The 20237-nt window shown below is 38.1% G+C and carries 19 protein-coding genes; 9 read left to right on the plus strand and 10 right to left on the minus strand.

Going from position 1 to position 20237, the window contains the following annotated elements; all coding sequences use genetic code 11:
- Positions 1-25: 25 nt before the first annotated feature.
- From BMSHG_RS19750 to BMSHG_RS19775, 6 genes are all read right to left on the minus strand, one after another.
- Positions 26-379, minus strand: coding sequence for a toprim domain-containing protein (locus BMSHG_RS19750; protein WP_019156203.1), 354 nt, complete (start codon positions 377-379; stop codon positions 26-28).
- Between the two features lie 308 nt (positions 380-687).
- On the minus strand, positions 688-1071 hold the full coding sequence (gcvH, locus tag BMSHG_RS19755; protein ID WP_019156204.1) for a glycine cleavage system protein GcvH: 384 nt from the start codon (positions 1069-1071) through the stop codon (positions 688-690).
- 122 nt (positions 1072-1193) lie between these two features.
- The gene (locus tag BMSHG_RS19760; protein ID WP_019156205.1) at positions 1194-1556 is read right to left on the minus strand and encodes an arsenate reductase family protein; all 363 of its coding nucleotides are present in this window, start codon (positions 1554-1556) and stop codon (positions 1194-1196) included.
- An 823-nt stretch (positions 1557-2379) separates the two neighbouring features.
- Positions 2380-4164: an acyl-CoA dehydrogenase family protein gene (locus BMSHG_RS19765; RefSeq protein ID WP_019156206.1), complete on the minus strand. Its 1785-nt coding sequence runs from the start codon at positions 4162-4164 to the stop codon at positions 2380-2382.
- A 64-nt stretch (positions 4165-4228) separates the two neighbouring features.
- Positions 4229-5404 carry an acetyl-CoA C-acetyltransferase gene (locus BMSHG_RS19770; protein WP_019156207.1) on the minus strand — a complete coding sequence of 392 codons (1176 nt, stop codon included), beginning with the start codon at positions 5402-5404 and terminating at the stop codon, positions 4229-4231.
- Between the two features lie 58 nt (positions 5405-5462).
- Positions 5463-7844 carry a 3-hydroxyacyl-CoA dehydrogenase/enoyl-CoA hydratase family protein gene (locus BMSHG_RS19775; protein WP_026073549.1) on the minus strand — a complete coding sequence of 794 codons (2382 nt, stop codon included), beginning with the start codon at positions 7842-7844 and terminating at the stop codon, positions 5463-5465.
- 328 nt (positions 7845-8172) lie between these two features.
- Here BMSHG_RS19775 and BMSHG_RS27805 point away from each other — a divergent pair, with 328 nt between their 5' ends.
- The 4 genes from BMSHG_RS27805 to BMSHG_RS19795 all read left to right on the plus strand — a co-directional run bounded on the left by BMSHG_RS27805 (position 8173) and on the right by BMSHG_RS19795 (position 12313).
- Positions 8173-8304 carry a YuzL family protein gene (locus tag BMSHG_RS27805; protein ID WP_019156209.1) on the plus strand — a complete coding sequence of 44 codons (132 nt, stop codon included), beginning with the start codon at positions 8173-8175 and terminating at the stop codon, positions 8302-8304.
- Between the two features lie 351 nt (positions 8305-8655).
- Entirely contained in the window at positions 8656-10137 is a 1482-nt protein-coding gene (locus tag BMSHG_RS19785; protein ID WP_019156210.1) for a spore germination protein, read from the plus strand.
- 11 nt (positions 10138-10148) lie between these two features.
- Entirely contained in the window at positions 10149-11237 is a 1089-nt protein-coding gene (locus BMSHG_RS19790) for a GerAB/ArcD/ProY family transporter (RefSeq protein WP_019156211.1), read from the plus strand.
- Positions 11234-12313: a Ger(x)C family spore germination protein gene (locus BMSHG_RS19795; protein ID WP_019156212.1), complete on the plus strand. Its 1080-nt coding sequence runs from the start codon at positions 11234-11236 to the stop codon at positions 12311-12313. The genes BMSHG_RS19790 and BMSHG_RS19795 overlap by 4 nt, the downstream gene beginning before the upstream one ends.
- 435 nt (positions 12314-12748) lie before the next feature.
- Here the strand turns inward: BMSHG_RS19795 and BMSHG_RS19810 are convergent, their stop codons facing one another.
- Entirely contained in the window at positions 12749-13915 is a 1167-nt protein-coding gene (locus BMSHG_RS19810; protein WP_019156215.1) for an FtsW/RodA/SpoVE family cell cycle protein, read from the minus strand.
- 100 nt (positions 13916-14015) lie between these two features.
- Positions 14016-14780, minus strand: coding sequence for a DUF4931 domain-containing protein (locus BMSHG_RS19815; RefSeq protein ID WP_026073551.1), 765 nt, complete (start codon positions 14778-14780; stop codon positions 14016-14018).
- 433 nt (positions 14781-15213) lie between these two features.
- Here BMSHG_RS19815 and BMSHG_RS19820 point away from each other — a divergent pair, with 433 nt between their 5' ends.
- From BMSHG_RS19820 to BMSHG_RS19835, 4 genes are all read left to right on the plus strand, one after another.
- On the plus strand, positions 15214-16110 hold the full coding sequence (locus tag BMSHG_RS19820; RefSeq protein ID WP_019156217.1) for a substrate-binding domain-containing protein: 897 nt from the start codon (positions 15214-15216) through the stop codon (positions 16108-16110).
- 12 nt (positions 16111-16122) lie between these two features.
- Positions 16123-17019, plus strand: coding sequence for a substrate-binding domain-containing protein (locus BMSHG_RS19825; protein ID WP_019156218.1), 897 nt, complete (start codon positions 16123-16125; stop codon positions 17017-17019).
- Positions 17020-17121: 102 nt separating this feature from the next.
- Positions 17122-17820: an ABC transporter permease gene (locus BMSHG_RS19830; RefSeq protein ID WP_019156219.1), complete on the plus strand. Its 699-nt coding sequence runs from the start codon at positions 17122-17124 to the stop codon at positions 17818-17820.
- Positions 17817-18551, plus strand: coding sequence for an ABC transporter ATP-binding protein (locus BMSHG_RS19835; RefSeq protein WP_019156220.1), 735 nt, complete (start codon positions 17817-17819; stop codon positions 18549-18551). The genes BMSHG_RS19830 and BMSHG_RS19835 overlap by 4 nt, the downstream gene beginning before the upstream one ends.
- Before the next feature lie 125 nt (positions 18552-18676).
- Here the strand turns inward: BMSHG_RS19835 and BMSHG_RS19840 are convergent, their stop codons facing one another.
- Together BMSHG_RS19840 and BMSHG_RS19845 are read right to left on the minus strand one after the other, a co-directional pair.
- A complete protein-coding gene (locus BMSHG_RS19840) occupies positions 18677-19237 on the minus strand; it encodes a spore coat protein (RefSeq protein ID WP_019156221.1) in 561 nt (186 codons plus the stop codon).
- Between the two features lie 20 nt (positions 19238-19257).
- Positions 19258-19536, minus strand: coding sequence for a hypothetical protein (locus BMSHG_RS19845; protein ID WP_019156222.1), 279 nt, complete (start codon positions 19534-19536; stop codon positions 19258-19260).
- A gap of 502 nt (positions 19537-20038) precedes the next feature.
- On the opposite strand from BMSHG_RS19845, the gene BMSHG_RS28770 reads away from it, so the two are divergent.
- Positions 20039-20188, plus strand: coding sequence for a hypothetical protein (locus BMSHG_RS28770; protein ID WP_019156223.1), 150 nt, complete (start codon positions 20039-20041; stop codon positions 20186-20188).
- Positions 20189-20237: the final 49 nt, after the last annotated feature.

The raw sequence follows: 20237 nt of genomic DNA on the forward strand, positions 1-20237 counted from the left end.
TCCTTTATCACCTTCAAAAACAGCATTAGCGCTCCAAATATTCAGTATGAACATCAATATTGGCTGCGAGAAGGACGGTAGCCAAATGATGCTCAGGAGCACTTGCAACCTCTCGATACATTCTATCAATATAAAGATGCTCAACTTCTGGAAGTTCACGAATGAACTGTTTTCGTAATTTTTCTCCCGCATCATCTGCATCTACTAAAATATAGACGTCTTTACCACTTATATAATCCACTAATTCATCAAGGCGAGAAATACTAATCGTTCCGTTGGTGCAAATAATTTCGACTGGTTCTTTAACAATGTTTTTGACCTTTTTTTTGTCAGAAGTACCTTCAACGATGATTATCTTTTCTGTGTTTGACTCAAGCATCTTTATCACCCATCAACGAGAATTGTATTTGCCTCACTATATGTATTCTAGTAGGAAAGGTTCTTCTCCTGCATCCGCCTCCGAACATGACTACAAATTGGATGGTCATACCCGTTTATTAGTAAAGATTCTTTTCTACCCTAAATGATTTTGGCCAACAAAAAGAGCTTGCTTATTCTATCCGTGGTAATGTGCTACGTCTAAATCGGAATGGGTGACAGGAGGACCATTCCCAAAATCAATCACAATACTTACGAATACAGCCTTATTAAAAAACGCCCCTAAGTAGGAGCGCATACGATGTTCATTTAAGCCTCATTTATCAATTGGGCATACTCATCAGCAGACATTAAATTATCTACATCGCTAGCATTAGCAGGCTCGATCACAATCATCCATGCTTTTTCATATGGAGATTCGTTGACGAATTCTGGGCTATCATTTAAGTCTTCATTAATCGCCACAACTTTTCCGCTAATTGGCGCATATAATTCAGAAACCGTCTTAACGGATTCTACACTTCCGAAAGGCTCATTTGCCACAACTTCATCTCCGACTTCAGGAAGCTCAACAAATACGATATCGCCTAACTCTGATTGTGCAAAGTCTGAAATTCCAATTCGTGCTGTTTCCCCTTCAAGCTTCACCCATTCGTGTTCTTTTGAATAACGCAGTTCTTTTGGTGTGTTCATGCAAATCCCTCCAAAATAATTATACTGTTACATTAACCAAGACCGTATTATATCTATCAATCCCCTTGATTCTTACTAACAAAGGTTTTTGTAACCCATTATTAAATCTGTTTGGACAAATGCTACTTTGCAGAAAAGAGACTTTCATATTCATTTTCTTTAAAGCCTAACGTAACCTTTTCCCCATCTGTTAATAAAGGACGCTTAATGAGCATGCCATCAGATGCAAGAATATCAAGTAACTCATCCTCAGATGCGGTTTTCATTTTGTCTTTTAAGCCAAGTTCTCTATATTTCATCCCACTTGTGTTGAAAAATTTCTTCAGCTCCAAACCACTGCTTTTATAAAGCAGTTCAAGCTCTGAACGGGAAGGAGGGTTTTCAACAATATGTACTTCCTTATAGGAAACTTCGTGATTATCCAACCACTTTTTTGCATTTCGACATGTTCCACACTTCGGATACCAATAAAAGGTTAATCCCATGTTTTCACCTACCTAAGTTATGTTATCCATATTTAGATAAATTTTGCAATCTATATTTGAATAGTAACATATAGGCTTGGTCATCACAACGATAGAAGTAAGAGGTTTTTACAACTTTAGCAAAAGGGTTCGACAATTTAAAAAATGAGTATAGTCGAAGCGGTTCTGCTTAAAAGCGCTTAATAATCGGACAAATTCATTTCTCACTTCCAACCACGTGAAAACTCTACATAACTGGAAAAGAGAATAGGACATAATGAGAAAGGTGAATTTGAGTACCCTCAAATTCACCTTTCTCTATTTTTGTATGGACCAAGCTACCAAACAATCAACCGATTTCATGTTCTACCAGAAATGACAGATTTATCGCCCAATTTCACTACTAAACCAACCAGCTCATAAGGCTACTGTCTTTTGCCCTGAAACAGACAGATTGATTGTGTAGGTACCTAGAATAATTTTAAGCATCATACGTAGATGATAGGTAGGACTGAGGTTTATCACATTTGCTCCAACCATCTCTCACCCTTAAGCGGAATTTTTCCTGTTATCTCCTCAATGAAGTTCCTTTCAAGAGAAATAACGGAAGATTTTCCGCTTATGGAGGGCAAAATCGTTTATTTTGGCGTGTTTTGAGGGAATAGCAGGAATTTTTCCTGTTATTTCGGCTCTTTTTCATGATGCTTGCTTATTAAGCGGAATTTTTCCTGTTATGTTCTCATACCGATACTGCTACCGTTTATACCAACACTTTATCCACAAATCGAGGGAATTTATCCACTCCAAACTAGACCGACTTTTTGACCCAGCCTCTATTTAAAAATTATAATACGTATTTTTCCGCATCAATTAACTTAACAGCTGCTTCACGCTTTTTCCCAATCACATTTGTTGGAGTGTGACGAGTCAGTTTACGAAGAGTTGAGATCATCATCCGTAATGTGTCTCCACTTTCAACTGCCACTAAAGTTTCTTTTGCGTCTGCTTCAATTTTATTAAAGGCTTCTTGGCAGAAAATTTGTGTATAAAGAAGCTTTTGCTCGTTCTTCTCAAGACCATTTTTGGCAATTGCCTTTTCTGTACGAAGGATAACAGATTCCATCGCATAGACATTCGCAATAATATCAGCGACATTGACGAAGATTTCCTGCTCCTTATCGACATCTTTGCCATACTTTTGAGCGGCAAGACCCGCAGCAAGTAGAGCAATTTTCTTCCCATTGCTGACAAGTTGCTTTTCTTGCGCTAATGGTTCATCACCTGGCTCCTCTGGCATAAGCATCATCAGTTCTTCTTGAAGAGCCATTGCCTTTTGGAATAATGGAAGTTCTCCTTTAAGTGCTTTCTTCAAATAAGTTCCTAGTACTAATAAGCGATTAATTTCGTTCGTTCCTTCAAAAATTCGATTAATCCGTGAATCACGGTAGGCACGGGCAATTTCATATTCTTCCATAAATCCGTAGCCACCATGAAGTTGGACCCCTTCATCAACTACATAATCAAGTACCTCTGTATTAAAGAACTTTCCTAATGAGCATTCAATCGCATACTCAGCAATCGAAGCTGCTACGGCCTTTCCACCATTTACTTCTTCATCTGTCAGTTTGCTCATTCGTTCCTCAAATAATCCTACAGTACGGTAAATGGAGCTTTCCGCTGCATATAATTTAGACGCCATTGTGGCAATTTTTTCTTTCGTTAAATTAAAGGATGATATCGGTGTTTTAAATTGTTGACGTTGATTTGTATATGGAATTGTAATCTCTAATGCACGTTTCGCGCCACCTAAGGCACCAACCCCTAATTTATAACGTCCAATGTTTAAAATATTAAAAGCGATAATATGCCCTCTGCCGATTTCCCCTAATAGATTCTCGACTGGTACTTGAGCATCTTCAAGGATCAGTGTACGAGTAGAAGAACTCTTGATTCCCATTTTATCTTCTTCTGCCCCAGTAGATACACCTGGGAACTCTCTTTCAACGATAAAAGCAGAGAACTTATCTCCATCAATTTTCGCATATACAACAAATACATCAGCAAACCCAGCGTTAGTAATCCATTGTTTTTCCCCATTTAATACATAGTGCGTGCCAGCCTCATTCAATTTTGCTACTGTTTTTGCTCCAAGTGCATCTGAACCAGAACTTGGCTCAGTTAGTGCATAGGCAGCAATCTTTTCCCCAGTTGCAAGCTCAGGAAGATACTTTTGCTTTTGCTCCTCGTTTCCGAATAATACAATAGGAAGAGAACCGATCCCTACGTGAGCTCCATGTGTAATACCAAATCCGCCGGCAATCGCCATTTTTTCAGCAATTAATGCGGAACTTACTTTATCTAACGCAAGACCACCGTATTCTTCAGGTACATCTGCTCCAAGAAGTCCTAGTTCCCCTGCTGATTTTAATAATTTCACAGAACGATCAAATTCATGCTTTTCAAGATATGGTACTTCTGGCAACACTTCACCAACAACAAAATCTTCTGTTGTTTTCGCAATCATAACTTGCTCATCGGAAAAATCCTCTGGAGTAAAGACTTGTTCATAGCTTACGTCTTCAATTAAGAAGCTTCCACCTTTAATTAGGTTTTCAGTTTGATTAGACATGTGACAATTCCTCCATTCATTTTATTAAAGGGTGTAAATGCCTTACACCCCCATTTACATTTCATTACAGTAGTTCAAAAACACCAGCAGCACCCATACCGCCACCGATACACATTGTCACCACACCGAATTGTTCATTACGGCGCTTCATTTCATGGATTAAAGAAAGCGTTAATTTCGCACCTGTACAGCCAAGTGGATGCCCAAGAGCAATCGCTCCCCCATTAACATTTACGATCTCCTCGTTCAAACCAAGCTCACGAATGACTTGAAGTGATTGGGAAGCAAAGGCTTCATTTAATTCAAATAGACCAATGTCAGAAAGTTCAAGTCCTGCTAGTTTCAGTGCTTTCGGAATAGCCACGACTGGACCAACTCCCATAATTTCAGGTGGCACTCCACCAACAGCAAAGGATCTGAACTTCACAAGTGGCTTTAGTCCTTGTGCTTCTGCTTTCTCACGATCCATAACGAGCACACTTGCTGCTCCGTCACTGGTTTGTGAAGAGTTCCCTGCTGTAACGGAACCTGTTACAGAAAAGGCAGGGCGTAGCTTTGCTAACGTTTCGACAGTCGATTCTGGACGAACCCCTTCATCTTGGCTAAAAGAAAATGTCTTTTCGACAAGCTTGTTTTTACTGTCGACATAGCGATTTGTTACTTCCACAGGGACAATTTCATCGACAAACTTCCCCTCTTGAATTGCCTGAGCAGCTCTTTGATGACTGCGCACCGCAAAAGCATCCTGATCCTCACGCGATATTCCATACTTTTTCGCAACTTCCTCAGCTGTATGCCCCATGCCCATATAATATTCGGGAGCGGTCTCAGCTAGCTTCGCATTTGGTCGAACGACATGCCCCATCATCGGTACCATGCTCATTGATTCAGCTCCACCAGCTAAAATTGTGTCTGCATGACCAATCATAATTTTTTCGGCTGCATACGCAATTGTTTGCAGACCAGATGAACAATAGCGATTGATGGTGACAGCTGGAACTGTATCTGGAAGACCAGCCAGCGCCCCAATATTTCGCGCCATATTTAATCCCTGCTCTGCCTCAGGCATTGCACAGCCAATGATTAAATCATCAATATTTCCTTCATACCCGCCGGCTCTTTTTAACGTTTCTTTGACAACAAGAGCACCTAAATCATCGGGTCTCATATTTGCCAGTGAGCCCTTCTTTGCTTTCCCGACTGGCGTTCTGGCTCCTGCTACAATTACCGCTTCTCTCATCTTATTCCCTCTCTTTCTGCTCATTGTAAATCCGAATCTCGTTATCTACTGTTCTCTTTTAGTTACGTAAAGGTTTCCCTTTAAGGAGCATATGCTGCATACGTTGTTGGGATTTTGGTTCTACCACAAGACTTAAGAAAGCTTCTCTTTCTAAGTCGAGTAAATATTGTTCATCTACCTCTGTCCCATACGGTACCTTCCCACCAGCGATGACATAGGCAAGTTTTTTGGCAATTTTCATATCATGTTCAGAAATATAGCCGGAGTAAAACATGTTTTGCGCTCCTAATAATAATGTTGCGTAACCAGGTTCTCCAACGACTGGTACTTTTTTACGAATAGGCGGTGTGTAGCCTTGCTCATGTAAAGCAAGCACGACCTGCTTTGCATCATAAATTAGGTGGTCGCCATTTATACTGATGCCATCCGCTTTAGTTAAGAAATTATGATCACGCGCTTCTTCTCCAGATGTTGAAACCTTCGCCATTGCAATTGTTTCGAAGACAGCATTGGCTACTTTTTGGAGATCAAATTCAACTCCATTTGGCAGGTTATTTAAGTGCTTTAAGTAAAGCTCCTTATTTCCACCACCACCAGGGATGAGACCAACCCCAGCTTCAACAAGGCCCATATAAGTTTCAGAGGAAGCTTGAATATGTGCTGTTGGCAAGCAAATCTCTGCTCCGCCACCAAGTGTCATTCCAAATGGTGCAGCAACAACTGGTTTTCGACTATATTTAATCTTTAAGCTTGCTTGCTGAAAATGACGAACGACTAGATCAAGCTCGAACACATCATCCTGAGCTTCCATCAAAATCATCGCAAGATTGGCACCAACACAGAAGTTCTTTCCTTGGTTCCCAATGACAAGGCCCTTGTAATTCTTTTCAACTTCATCAATTGCGAAGTTGACCATTTGTAAAATATCTAAACCAATCGCATTACTCTTTGAATGGAATTCGAGTAGGGCAACCCCATCTCCAATGTCAATTAAACTTGCTCCGCTATTTTTTTTGATAACGCCTTTTTGCTTTTTGATTTTTGCTAGGTTGATAACCTTAGGATTTTCTTCAATTAATCTATACTCACCATTGTGGTAGAAAGAGATATTCCCTAACTCATCTTCTTGGTAGAAAGAAGTAAAGCCTTTCGCAAGCATCTCTTTCACCCATGCTGGAACTACTAAACCTTGTTCTTCCATTTTTTGCACCGACTTTTCAACACCGATTGCATCCCAAGCTTCAAATGGTCCTTGCTGCCAGCCAAAGCCCCATTTCATCGCTCGATCGATAGCAACAATGGTATCTGCAATCTCTCCAAGTAGGTCTGCGGCATAGATAAACACCGGACTTAAAATATTCCATAATAGCTCTCCAGCTCTGTCTTTCGCAAATACAAGCGTTTTCATTTTATTGTTCAAGCCTTTTGCCTGTTTTGCCATTTCAATAGATGGGGCTTGGAGTTTTTTACGTGGTCCATATTCAAGTGTTGTCGGATTAAGCTCGAGAATTTCCTTCCCTTTCTTTAAGTAAAAGCCTTGACCTGATTTGCTACCAAGCCAGCCCTTTTCAATCATTTCTTGTAAGAAAGCTGGCACTTTAAATACATCTTTTTCTTCCCCATCAACTTGGTCATATACATTTTTGGCTACGTGAGCAAACGTATCAAGTCCAACTACATCAAGGGTTCTAAATGTGGCACTCTTCGCTCTTCCGATCAGTGGTCCAGTAACAGAATCCACTTCACCCACACTATAGCCTCGACTTACCATTTCACGAACGGTAATAAGCAAGCCATATGTCCCAATACGATTAGCAATAAAGTTCGGTGTATCTTTCGCTTCGACTACACCTTTTCCGAGGACATCTTCCCCGAATGTTTTCATAAATGAAAGCACTTCTTTATCCGTATGTTTCGTCGGAATCACTTCCAATAGCTTTAAATAACGTGGTGGATTAAAAAAATGAGTACCGAGGAAATGTTTTTGAAAATCCTCTGAACGACCCTCTGCCATTGCCTCCACCGAGATTCCAGAAGTGTTCGAGGTGACAATACTTCCTAGCTTGCGATAGTTATCTACTTTTTCAAAAATCTGCTGCTTTATCGCAAGATTCTCAACAACAACTTCTATGATCCAATCGACTTCTTCTAATCGTTGTAAATCATCTTCAAAATTGCCAGCCTCAATTAGAGCAAGATTTTTCTTAGAGGTTAGTGGAGCTGGCTTTTGCTTCAACAGCTTTTGAATCGCCGTTTCGCTCATGCGATTGCGTACTTGCTTATCTTCTAAAGACAACCCTTTTGCTTTCTCTGCTTCCGATAATTCCCGGGGTACAATATCAAGCAATAATGTCGGGATTCCAATGTTCGCTAAATGTGCGGCAATTCCAGAACCCATCACTCCAGATCCTAAAACAGCCGCTTTTTTGATTTGTTGGATCAATTACATCTCCTCCTTCAATTCTTTGAATGAATACTCATTCATTTTTTGCTCAAAAAAATATGCATACTTCTTTTAACAGTAAATGTCATGTCCATTCTGGCATGATCCTTACTTAATTGAAACGATGTTGACGCAAAAGATGTTCGTGTGGCCAGTCACACACGACCACGGTTAAATGATTTCTGTTATTATCATCATAAAATATTTACATTGTTTCCGCAATAATTAGATATGCAATTTTTAAATTTTTTTGAAAGTTTCATTTTCATAAGTCTTGAACGATTTGGGAATCTTAAATTTGAATTATATTTGTGGAGGTGCTCGTATGGCAAAACGAAAAAAGGACCCGTCTAAGGCTGGTGTAAGTGCAGCTAGTGTAGAAGGAAATGCTGGTCCTGGTCCAGAAAAGGGTCATAAGGATAAAAAGAATAGCCAAAATAATCAATTCAAAAGATAATTTTTGAGGCAGACAGAAGCAATTTCACTTCTGTCTCCTTTTTGATAAACGAAATGGTTCATGAATTCTTTTATCAAAATCGTGTTGACTTTTGTTAAAATGGAGATTATTATTAAGTTATAGTTGATAATGATTATCATTAGCAACTGTAACTGGGAACATTGCGAATACCTTTCCTATTATAGATTGCCCGGCTCAATTTACCCCCTCAACTTAAATTGAGCCCCCCTCTTTTTTTACATTAAGAGTCCGTAAAATTACGGGCTCTTTTTCATGTTCATTTCTTCGGATAAACCTACCAAAAAAGGAAACAATAACTCCATATATCCTTGCTTTAGGAGAATGCCTTCTATGAGAAATCCATTTTCGAAAAAGAATCAAGAAATTGAAGATCTTTCGAAACTTCTAAAAAAGTCTAAAGACTTTAAACATGTAACTTACTTGAACAATCAAACAGAAATCTCTTTTTCGTTGATGTTCATGTCTACAATGGTGGAAGAAAGAACGATCCATGAAAGTCTTCTACCTTTTCTTTTAGAAGGGCAATTCAAACAAATTGAAGATGTCAAAAAAATCGTTCCACTTGAGGATATAGAATTTTCGGATAACCCTTTGGACATTGAAAAGAAACTCTTTAGTGGGTACGTCGTTCTGATGTTAGAAAATGACAGCAAACATTTTTGCTTTTTAGGTGCACAAAAAAAAGTTGGGAGAAGCGTTGGCGTTCCTGAGGTTGAATTCAGTGTCATTGGACCTAAAGAATCCTTCGTTGAATCAATCGAACAAAATCTAAATCTCGTAAGGAAGAGAATTCCGATAAAAGATCTCATTATTGAGGAATTCACCATTGGCTCCCTGTCAAAAACGAAGGTTGCTGTTCTCTATTTAGGAAATGTGACCAATACAGAGAATGTGAATACGATTCGGCAGCGTCTCCAAGAAATCGAATTTGATGAAATTACCGACAGTTCTTTTATAATACAACTTATTTCAGATAATCAAAATTCTCCTTTCCCTCAGCTTCTAGATACGGAAAGACCAGACCGCGTCTCGGCAGGTATTATCGAGGGAAAAGTAGCGATTATTGTGGATGGCTCACCGCACGCTTTAACGGGACCAACTACTCTAGTCGAATTCTTCAGTTCATTTGAAGATTATTTTTTAAATTGGACAATTTCATCTTTTTTCCGATTGGTTCGACTATTCGCTGTAACGTTCTCCATCTTAGTAACGCCCATATATGTCGCAACTTTAAGCTATCATTATGAGTTGATTCCAAGAGACCTTTTGAGTGCTTTAGTTGCTTCGAGAATGGCCATTCCTTTTCCACCCATTCTTGAAGCTCTCTTCCTTGAACTTACAATTGAATTGCTTAGAGAGGCTGGTGCAAGACTTCCGACAAAGGTCGGACAAACAATCGGTATCGTTGGAGGAATTGTCATTGGGACTGCAAGTGTTGAAGCTGGTCTTACGAGCAATGTACTGCTGATCATTATCGCCCTTGCCGCTTTAGCTTCCTTTACAACACCGGTTTATCGTATGGGCAATACGATTCGATTACTTCGCTTTCCATTTTTATTTTTTGCGGAGTTATGGGGCTTTTTAGGAATCCTCTTAAGCTTTTGTATTTTGCTCATCCATTTAATTCGACTTACTTCATTAGGACGACCTTATCTTGAACCATTATACCCACCAAGGATAGTAGATTTTAAGGATGCCTTAATTCGATTGTCTTTTAAAAATCAAACGAAAAGACCCTTATTTTTAGATTCAAAGCAACCAAAACGTACAAATGAGAAAAAAACAAAGGAAAAAAAAGATATTGATGAATAGAGGTCTACCTCATGAATGTTAACGTTCCTGAAACTAAACAAATCTCTCCATTTCTCGTATTTTTCATCATTCACTCGATGCAATTTGGGATCGGAATCCTAGGCTTCCAGAGAGTCATTGCCAAATTTGCTGGCTATGATGCCTGGATGTCTATTATTCTCACCGGCATAGGAATCCACATTTTGCTTTGGATGATTTATAAAATGCTCAACATTGCAGGTGGAGATATTGTCAGTATCCACAGTTATGTGTTCGGAAATAAATTGGGTAAGGTATTAAGTTCTTTCCTAATCCTTTACTTCTGTCTATTAACTGTGATGGTTTTGAGAACCTATATTGAGGTAGTCCAAGTCTGGATGTTTCCTCATTTAGAGACATTTTGGTTTGCTCTCGTCTTTTTAGCTGTTGTTGTGTATGGTATTTTCGGAGGATTTAGGACGGTTACAGGGATATCCTTTTTTGGCATTGTCCTACCTTCTTACATACTTGTATTATTTCTTTTTACGATACCGTATGCAGAATTTGATAATCTACTCCCTATTTTTGATCATTCTATAATGGACATCCTCAAAGCTAGCAGAAATATGTCCCTCACCGTTATCGGCTTTGAGACATTACTCGTTTTTTATCCATTTGTGAAGAATCCTGAACAGTCAAAAAAATGGGGACATTTAGCCATTTTGTATACAACGTTTCTTTGTCTTTATTTGTCTATACTAACGTTCGCTTATTTTCCAGAGGAGCAACTGCAATTGAATATATGGCCTACCTTAACGATGTGGAAGATTATTATGATGCCCTTTGTTGAACGATTTGAATATATTGGACTTGCCAATTGGTGCTTAATCATTCTTCCAAATGCAAGTATTGCTTTATGGTGTGCTAGCCGTTTAGCAAAAAGACTATTCTCTTTTAAAATCAGAAAAACGGTCCCGGTTCTAGCTATTCTCTCTTTAATTGCCACAAGTTCTCTATTTACTAGAACGCAAATCAATTTTCTCAGCGATCTCGTTGGAACGGTAGGTTTTTACTTTACTTTTGTTTACATTCCATTACTCTTTATCGCAACTTTAATTGTAAAAAAGGTGAAAAAAAGATGATAAAGTTCATGTATAAGATCATATTCGTTGTTTGTATTTCATTTGTGCTAACTGGCTGTGTTAAAAAGGAGATATTAGATGATATCAACTTGATAGAAGCAATTGGTTTTGATCATTCTGATGATACAGAAACGATTGGGACGATTCTTTACCCGATATATCAACCTGAAAAACCACCAGAAAATAGAACCTTAACAGCAAAAGCTCATATCAAAAAATCAATCTTACAAGAGCTACAACTTCAGTCGGCTAACCCAATTGTAACAGGTAGTATGGAAATTGTTCTTTTTGGAAAAGAATTAGCAACGAATGAAGGTGTCCTTGAATTAATTGATCCCTTCCAAAGAGATCCTGGAGTAGGATCTGGCCTATATTTAGCCGTCGTTGATGGGCAAGCAAAAGAATTAATGGAAGGAGAATACGGTATCAGAGGAAATGCAACCCATTTATCCAATCTAATTAAAACGAATATTGAGAACGAAGATCTTCCGAAAACCAATCTCCACAAGTTTCTCTCGGCATACTATCAAAAGGGAAAAACGCCATTCATGCCTCAGGTTAAACAGCTATCCAAAGATAAAGTACTCTTAAATGGGATTTGCTTCTTTAAGCATGGTAAAGTGGTTCAAACGATTTCACCAAAAGAAATGTTTTTCTTTAGACTCTTAGTAGATAAGTATAGCAATGGCTTACACCGAGTAAAAATTGATGAAGGCGAAGCAGCGATTCGAAGTATTCGTTCTGTCCATGTATTCAAGTTAACCAATCGCGCTCCAATGGAAATTATCGTTCAGTTAAAGGTACATGGAATTATCAATGAATTTACTGGAAATAAAGCCGATCCCCCGATCATTAAAAAACTAGAAAAAGCCTTCGAAGAGGAAATAACAGAACAGTGCTTAATGCTAATCGATGATTTTAAAGAGAAAAAAATTGATCCCGTTGGCTTTGGTCATTTTGTAAAAACAAGAACTCGAAAATGTGATTTATCTGACTGGACAGATACGCAATTTCAAAATTTGACTGTGAAGATCAAACCTGATGTCACCATCGTTGAAGCCGGGGTAATTGAATGAACAAAGCCTTTTTCGCAAACATCAAATATGGGTACAAACCACAATTTCTGCGTAAACAAAGACGAAGCTCCTATCATATGTAGGAAGCTTCCGGTTTGATTCATTCGCTCCAACCATCGTTCACCCTTAACCGGAGTTTTTCCTGTTACCTCCTCAAAGGACTCCCTTTTGGGGAAAATAACGGAAGATTTTCCGCTTATGGAGAGCAAAAGCGTTTATTTTGGCTTTTTTTGAGGGAATAGCAGGAATTTATCCTGTTATTTCAGCTCTTTTTCATGATGGTTGCTCATTAACCGGAGTTTTTCCTGTTATTTTTTCATACCGATATTCCAACTGTTTATACGAACATGTTATCGAACACTATCCTCAAGTCGAGGGAATTTATATAATCCTGACAACAAAAAAGTCCATTTCAATTGAAATGGACTTTTTCGTTCATTCGGAAAACATATATTTTTTATAATGATAGCGAATGGAAAAGATTAAGCTAATGGCTAGCATATTCCCCATTAATGAGCTTCCCCCATAACTAATAAACGGCAAGGGAATTCCGGTAATAGGAAGAACTCCGATCGTCATCCCGATATTTTGAAAAACATGGAATGTGATCATACTGATTACCCCTACACAAATATAGGTATAAAAAGGGTTCTTCGTTTCCATTCCTACCCTCGTCATATGATAAATCAGGAGGAAAAATAAACTCACGACAAGACTTGCGCCAATGAAGCCAAACTCTTCTCCAATGACACTGAAGATGAAGTCCGTATGACTTTCTGGCAAATATACTTCCCTTGTCCCAAAACCTTTTCCACTCGTCTCTCCTGAACCGATTGCAAGAAGCGATCTCGTTAATTGATAGCCAGAAGTACTTGAATAATTGTACGGGTCTAACCACGAATAGATTCGACCAAATTGATATTGTTTAACTCCCAAGTACTTCTCTAAAAGCTCTGGCTTTACAAGAACAAAGTAGAAAATCACGGAAATCAATGTTGTCCCAAGGGCAAATATCGGCGCAAGAATTTTCCATGTAATTCCAGAAATAAAAATCATTCCGAGCATAATGGCAATAAGTACTAGAGCTGTTCCTAAATCAGGCTGTTGCATAACGAGCAGCAATGGAGCTCCTGTTATCAAACCAATTTTCAACAATAACCAACCATCACTTTGAATCGTTTTAAACTGCGTTTTTTCGTGATGAGCGGTTATGAGTTTTGCCAATGCTAAAATTAAAAATACTTTCACAAATTCAGATGGTTGTAGAGATCCTATACCAGGAGCCCGAAACCAACTTTTTGCCCCATTGATCACAGGAGCAATACTACTTGGAGCAACAAGTAAAAATCCAAGTAATAATAGACCCAATCCATAAAGATACCAGGAAAGCTTTTTCAATTGGTCTGAATCGAAGACCATCATCACTGCGATAATGACCGCTCCAATGCAATACCAAACAATTTGTTTTAATAGAAAGTTCTCACCATATTGTCCTGTACTTTGGGCACTATAAATCGCTATACAGCTTGCAATAAATAATAAAAATAAAATAAACACAAGGTTAAAATCAAATCTAGATGTCGAATTTTTCTCAGTCGTCATGATTATTCTCCCTTAAGACATAACATTTCACATTACTTCATTATATTTTATCTAAGTGGCAAATCACAACTTTTCAAAAATCGTTGGATATTATTACCGCTTATCCATTGATATATTTTTGCAAAATATCTTCCCGTACCTTCTCCAAATTATCAGGCACCTGTGGAATCGAATAACCTATATATAGCGGCGTCGTAACAAAACGAGGAACAATTTTCGCATAGATCGCTTCATCCATACGATAAAAAAAGAGATTATAACTACTCGCCCTAAATGGAAATTGATTGAGAATATAATGAACTGTTTTTTGAATATAAGAAGTAAATGATTCTATTTGCTCTATATTCGTCATCCTCACATTGAACTCATAGAAACCAACCTTTGGTTCTGTCGATATTGAGAAATGCACACCATTTTCCTCAGCTATTTTCAACCCCTCAAAATATACAGATGAGATATTTTCCATATAATCAATCGTCTTTAAACCAATTAGTTGCATATGTGGATGGGCAATCGTTCCACCGGATAAAGGACCATGATTCTTGAAAAAGAGGACAGATTTATATTCGCCGCTTTCCTCCATTGCCTTCCAATGCTTTAATGCAAACGAAAATAACTTCACTAAATACTCTTTCGAATAGATCGAAAGCTCCCCCGAACAGTCATCAGTTTCAATTAATACCGTTTGATACGCATTTTCTAGTACCGGATACTTATTTTTTAGTAAAATGATCGGGCCGTCCACATCGATAATGTCCGTTAATTCGTCACGTGCACAAAATGGACATCTTGTATGTTTATTGCGAATGCTTTCAGGCTTTTTGACCCCTATCTCTGTATTAAAAAACAAATGTGTATTCCTCATCGGTTCACCCACTTTTTCCCCTTTTCGATTACCTTTATTTTATTGGAATATGCGTAAATAAGCGAGTTATTCACACTCGTAATATTCTTTTTCAAACGCTATTTTCGTATAGATTATGGTTATTTATCAAAACCTAGAAGCCGGTTTTTACCCTAATATCACGGTTATGCTATACATGAAGTGTCAAACGGCACTTTTCGCTCCCTAAATCTAGAATTTTGTTTCTTAACGCTTTCCAAAACGGAGAAAAGAGCCTTTTTAAAACAAGAGAGAAATTAATCTGTGAACAAAAAGTGAAATTGATTTGTGAACAAAAAGTGAACAAACTAGACAAAACTTAACGAAACTTAATAAAATGTAATAAAGATCACAGTTTAAACTCCATTCAATTTAGTAACCTAAGACAAGAAAAGATGAGGCTAGGTGATTGGTGATGAATGATGAAACATATACACCCGATGAAATTGCAAAACTATTTAAAATTTCAAAGCATACTGTCTATGAACTTGTAAAACGGGGTGAGCTCCAAGCATTCAAGGTCGGAAACAAAATGCGCATAGACAAAAGCGAAGTGGAGAGATTCAAGAACCTCGACTCTCCTACCGGGAAGAACGAGCAACTCTTATCCATCCAAATCGCTGGAAGTCACGATTTTCTAATCGAGCATTTGATTAAATATGTCACAAAGCAAGCTGATTTCTTATCCATTCAACCAACATATATCGGCAGTCTCGAAGGTCTTATGATGCTCTACCGAGGCAGCAGTGATGTAGCGGCTATCCATCTGTTAGATCCTTCTTCTGGAGAATATAATCTTCCTTTTATAAAGCTATTCTTTGTTCATGAACCACTTACAGTTCTTCGCCTAGCAAGTCGAGAGCAAGGGTTTATTATAGCGAAAGGAAATCCAAAAGAGATCAAGAATTTTCATGATTTAACGAGAAAGAATATCACTTTCGTTAATCGTCAAAAAGGTTCTGGAACAAGATTTTTACTAGATTCATCCTTAGCTAATGAAAAAATTGATCCATCTTCGATAAAAGGCTATGAAAATGAAGAATGGAACCACCTTTCTATAGCTTCGTATATTAGTCGAGGAATTGCAGACGTGGGATTAGGTATTCGCTCTGCCGCTGAACAGCTTGACTTGGACTTTATTCCAGTTACAAATGAGCAATTTGATTTAGTTTTACGCTGGAATAAGAAAAACGAGATGGCGTTACAGCATTTGCTAGACGTTATCCAATTAACTAGCTTTAAAGAGAGCATTAGTTCTCTTAAAGGATATAACACCCAAGAATTCGGGAAAATCATTCATGAAAAAAAATAGGGGGAAACGTTAATGAATTTAAAACGCTTTTTATCAACAGCTTTAATCGCATTTCTATTTGTCTTTATTGCCGCTTGCGGGAATACAGATAATGAAAGTAACGAAGGTGCAACATCCGAGCAAGAAACTCCTGCAACAGAAGATACAGCTGAAGCGGAGGTTACCGATTTAATTTTAGCAACAACGACTAGCACACAGGATAGCGGCCTTTTAGAAGAACTACTTGAGCCAATGTTTGAAGAGGCACACCCTTATGATCTTAAAATTATTGCCGTCGGTACTGGTGCCGCACTTGAAATGGGCGTAAATGGTGAAGCAGATGTACTTTTAACCCATGCTCCCGCTTCAGAACAGGAACTCGTTGACAATGGAGATGTGCAAAATTATAAACGTGTGATGTATAATGATTTTATCATTGTAGGACCTACAGCTGATCCAGCCGGAATCAAAGGATTACCAGTCAATGAAGCTTTCCAGAAATTATTTGATGAAAGTGCTGATTTTATTTCTCGCGGCGATGATTCTGGAACACATAAAATGGAGTTAGGTTTATGGGACGCAATTGGTGTTACCCCAACTGATAACGCTTCATATGCAGAAACAGGACAAGGAATGGGCGCAAGCCTTCAAGTCGCAGCTGACAAAGCAGGGTATATTTTAACTGACAGAGCTACTTATTTAGCACAAAAAGATAATTATCCTGATATGGGTATTCTCGTCGAAGGTGACGAAGCACTTCTAAATATTTATCATGTTATGGAAGTAAATCCAGATAAAAATGACCAAATCAACAATGACGGCGCAAAAGCATTTGTTGAATTTATGGTTGATGAAGAAGTGCAAAACAAGATTGAAGAATTCGGTAAAGAGGAATATGGACAATCCCTATTCTACAAATACACAGAATAACTTCTGAACAAAAAGAACACAAAATACCTAGTAATTCATTTTACTAGGTATTTTCTTTCATATAGAAGTAATGAATACATAATAAAGTGAGTTGGTTAATCTATGGACCTACTACTAGATGGACTAATACGAGCGCTCGAAATGATAGCAAGCGGAGATCCAGAAGTCTATGAAATTGCTTGGCGGACGCTTCGAGTGTCTTTAACAGCAACGATAATCAGTACCTTCATTGGCATCCCGCTAGGAATTATCATTGGTCTAACTAAATTTCATGGAAGGAAGCTCCTATTAGTATTTATCAATATTGGGATGGGACTTCCGCCCGTTGTAGCTGGACTTTGGATCACGATTTTTCTATGGCGTTCTGGGCCTTTAGGACATCTTTCTCTCCTCTACACACCGACTGCGATCGTCATGGCACAAATACTTGTCTCATTACCCATTATCATCGGTCTTACAAGTAGTGCCTTTCAGCAAATTGATGAAAAAATGCTCATGCAAATCAAAGCGTTGGGAGCTACGAAGCTTCAAGGATTAAAAATATTGCTTATCGAAACGAAAGTTGCCATTCTAGCAGCGATTATTACAGGCTTTGGGAGAGTAATTGCTGAGGTTGGAGCAGCGATGATGGTTGGTGGTAACATTAAAGGAGATACGCGAATTTTAACGACCTCTATCGTTATGGAGGTCTCAAAAGGGAATTTCGATATTGCCTTTGCCCTCTCTTTCATTATTATGACACTCGCATTTTTGATTACCTTCATTTTAACCTTCCTGCAGCAAAGGAGTCGAAGAGTATGAGCACGCTATTAAAAATGGAAAATATACAATACGAGGTTGATCGTAAAACCATTCTAGCGATTCCCTCTTTTTCCATTCAACAGGGTGAAATCATTGGCATTATGGGGCCAAATGGAGCTGGAAAAAGCACGCTATTAAAACTTCTCTCCTTACTAGATTCGCCTAGTGAAGGTCAGATTTTTTTAAAAGAAACCGTCCTCTCCGGACAAAAAATCACGATCGATATGCGGAGAAAATTTGCTATCGCCCTTCAGCAATCACTGCTTCTTCATACATCCGTCTATCAAAACGTCGCTCTCGGGTTAAAAATTCGTAAGCTGCCAAAAGCTTCGATCAATGAAAAAGTAGGCTATTGGTTAGACAAATTTAACATCTCTCACCTCGCTAAGAAGCATGCCTATCATTTATCTGGTGGAGAAGCTCAGAGGGTCAATCTAGCAAGAGCAATGGTTCTTGAGCCAGAAGTATTGTTTTTAGATGAACCTTTTTCCGCACTTGATTTTCCAACAAAGGTTGAGCTTTTAAAGGAATTAAAGGAGATTTTGAACATAACGAATACGACAACCGTTTTTGTCAGTCATGATCTTTTGGAGATCAAATACTTAACCGATCGCCTCGCTATCCTTATGAATGGAGAAATTCAGCAAGTTGGTAAGACTGAAGATGTTATTGAACATCCAAATAAAATGACTGCCGCCTTTATCAATCAGTGGAAAGAATTTATTCAGTAATTCCAACATAAAAAAGAGAGTAGCATGTTTCCATGCTACTTTTATATATAGGAGGTGTGGGTTGTTTGGATATCCTAGTCTGTGGGGAAAAGTGAAATGTGAACCGTGCCTGCTTAGTAGGAATATTATAGAATGTCGATTTGAACAAGTAGTGCAAGAAGTAATTGAAGTAATAGTTGAATCGATACTGCTACATCAGTGTCAGTTGTTGTTACTTCGATATCACGTGAATTTTCAATGCAGATTGTTTGACGGTTTACTTGTTGCATTTGAGAGAATTGGAGTAAGTCTTGAGTTACTGCTTCTGCTTGGTCACTGTCAGCAATTGTGATGTTGATGACGATAGCAATCGCAATTTGGATAGCTACTTGTAGGGAAACTGCAACTTGAGTATCTGTAGTTGTTACTTTGATATCACAGCTATCTTTAATGATGATGCGTTCAGTTGATCTTTGTTCAATATCAGACACTTGGTCAAAGTTTTGAAGAACTTGCGTGTTATCGTTGTCTGAATATGGGAATTGACTAGTTGGGTCAAGTGCATTCCACTTTCTAGATTCTCCTCCTACTGCTGCTCCACATTGACAAGTATCATAACCACATTTATTACATGAAGCATGACGGTATCTGTTATCGTATCGGTCGTTTCGCACATCGCGTGCGTATTCTGTTCTTTCTCCTAACATTTATATCTCTCCTTTACTTTTTATTTTTTCTTTCTTACTTTGTCCCTTAAAGTTGTTCGGGTTTTCTTTGGTTTTTCGTCTTTTGCCTGTACCGTATTCTCGTTTGTTTCTTTTGTTTTGTTTACAAATTCATTTACTTGTTGTTCTAGTTCTTGATAAAGCTTTTTAATATGCTCTTTTTCATCTCCCGAAAGCTCCCTTAACTTAAGGTCTTCCTTGTTCTTCTTGAATACATCTTTAACATGTAATCCAAGAAGCGATTTAGAAAGTTCTTGCAGATTTTGATTCATTTCTCCCAACCATCTCACCCCCTTGAGTACTTATATTACTTAATATGTTTGTGCCCTACCTTCGTTGCGGGCTTTTCCACTAGAGTAGCAAGAAAAGGCGTTTGCATTAGTAGTTTCGCCCTTTAAATAAAGCCCCTTTTTCTATCGTCTCTTTCATGCTATTTCAAGAAAAAAAATCTACCACGGCATATACACAATCATTTTTTAAATTACATGAATAAAATTTTACTGGGTTGGTAACAATAGGAGTACAAGTGTAATTCCCCCTTTTTCTTGACCTCTTAATGAGGTCATTTTTTTTGTACGCTGTTTGCGTATAGATTGTGGTTCTTTATAAAAAAAAACCCGAAAAGTCGAATTTTACCCTTAAATCACATACATGAAGTGTGCGACGGCATTTTGTTTCTTAATGCTATCCAAAAGCAATAATGTTTGCGAAAAGTGCCTTTTTGTAAAAACATGAATAGTTAAAACCACCATGAAACAAAATAGTTCAAAAGGAGTTGACTTCATGACAAAAAAAGAAAATAAAGGGAGCCGCAATCAGAATGCTCCAGATGCGGAATTTGCTGAAGAAATTACGAGTGGAGATAACAGTAAGGGGAACAAACGTAATAAAGCAAAACACTCTAAAAGTGATGTCAAAAAAACTCGACCGTAATTGGTCGAGTTTTCCTCATATATAGATAAATAAAAACAGAGCTGCTTAT

Origin of the sequence: Robertmurraya massiliosenegalensis JC6 (assembly GCF_000311725.1) — a bacterium.
Classification (GTDB): Bacteria; Bacillota; Bacilli; order Bacillales; family Cytobacillaceae; genus Robertmurraya; species Robertmurraya massiliosenegalensis.

What these genes read in the sequence shown, in the direction of transcription:
- BMSHG_RS19750 (WP_019156203.1), bottom strand. Translation starts at nt 379, where the DNA reads ATGCTTGAGTCAAACACAGAAAAGATAATCATCGTTGAAGGTACTTCT.
- gcvH (WP_019156204.1), bottom strand. Translation starts at nt 1,071, where the DNA reads ATGAACACACCAAAAGAACTGCGTTATTCAAAAGAACACGAATGGGTG.
- BMSHG_RS19760 (WP_019156205.1), bottom strand. Translation starts at nt 1,556, where the DNA reads ATGGGATTAACCTTTTATTGGTATCCGAAGTGTGGAACATGTCGAAAT.
- BMSHG_RS19765 (WP_019156206.1), bottom strand. Translation starts at nt 4,164, where the DNA reads ATGTCTAATCAAACTGAAAACCTAATTAAAGGTGGAAGCTTCTTAATT.
- BMSHG_RS19770 (WP_019156207.1), bottom strand. Translation starts at nt 5,404, where the DNA reads ATGAGAGAAGCGGTAATTGTAGCAGGAGCCAGAACGCCAGTCGGGAAA.
- BMSHG_RS27805 (WP_019156209.1), top strand. Translation starts at nt 8,173, where the DNA reads ATGGCAAAACGAAAAAAGGACCCGTCTAAGGCTGGTGTAAGTGCAGCT.
- BMSHG_RS19785 (WP_019156210.1), top strand. Translation starts at nt 8,656, where the DNA reads ATGAGAAATCCATTTTCGAAAAAGAATCAAGAAATTGAAGATCTTTCG.
- BMSHG_RS19790 (WP_019156211.1), top strand. Translation starts at nt 10,149, where the DNA reads ATGAATGTTAACGTTCCTGAAACTAAACAAATCTCTCCATTTCTCGTA.
- BMSHG_RS19795 (WP_019156212.1), top strand. Translation starts at nt 11,234, where the DNA reads ATGATAAAGTTCATGTATAAGATCATATTCGTTGTTTGTATTTCATTT.
- BMSHG_RS19810 (WP_019156215.1), bottom strand. Translation starts at nt 13,915, where the DNA reads ATGACGACTGAGAAAAATTCGACATCTAGATTTGATTTTAACCTTGTG.
- BMSHG_RS19815 (WP_026073551.1), bottom strand. Translation starts at nt 14,780, where the DNA reads ATGAGGAATACACATTTGTTTTTTAATACAGAGATAGGGGTCAAAAAG.
- BMSHG_RS19820 (WP_019156217.1), top strand. Translation starts at nt 15,214, where the DNA reads ATGAATGATGAAACATATACACCCGATGAAATTGCAAAACTATTTAAA.
- BMSHG_RS19825 (WP_019156218.1), top strand. Translation starts at nt 16,123, where the DNA reads ATGAATTTAAAACGCTTTTTATCAACAGCTTTAATCGCATTTCTATTT.
- BMSHG_RS19830 (WP_019156219.1), top strand. Translation starts at nt 17,122, where the DNA reads ATGGACCTACTACTAGATGGACTAATACGAGCGCTCGAAATGATAGCA.
- BMSHG_RS19835 (WP_019156220.1), top strand. Translation starts at nt 17,817, where the DNA reads ATGAGCACGCTATTAAAAATGGAAAATATACAATACGAGGTTGATCGT.
- BMSHG_RS19840 (WP_019156221.1), bottom strand. Translation starts at nt 19,237, where the DNA reads ATGTTAGGAGAAAGAACAGAATACGCACGCGATGTGCGAAACGACCGA.
- BMSHG_RS28770 (WP_019156223.1), top strand. Translation starts at nt 20,039, where the DNA reads ATGACAAAAAAAGAAAATAAAGGGAGCCGCAATCAGAATGCTCCAGAT.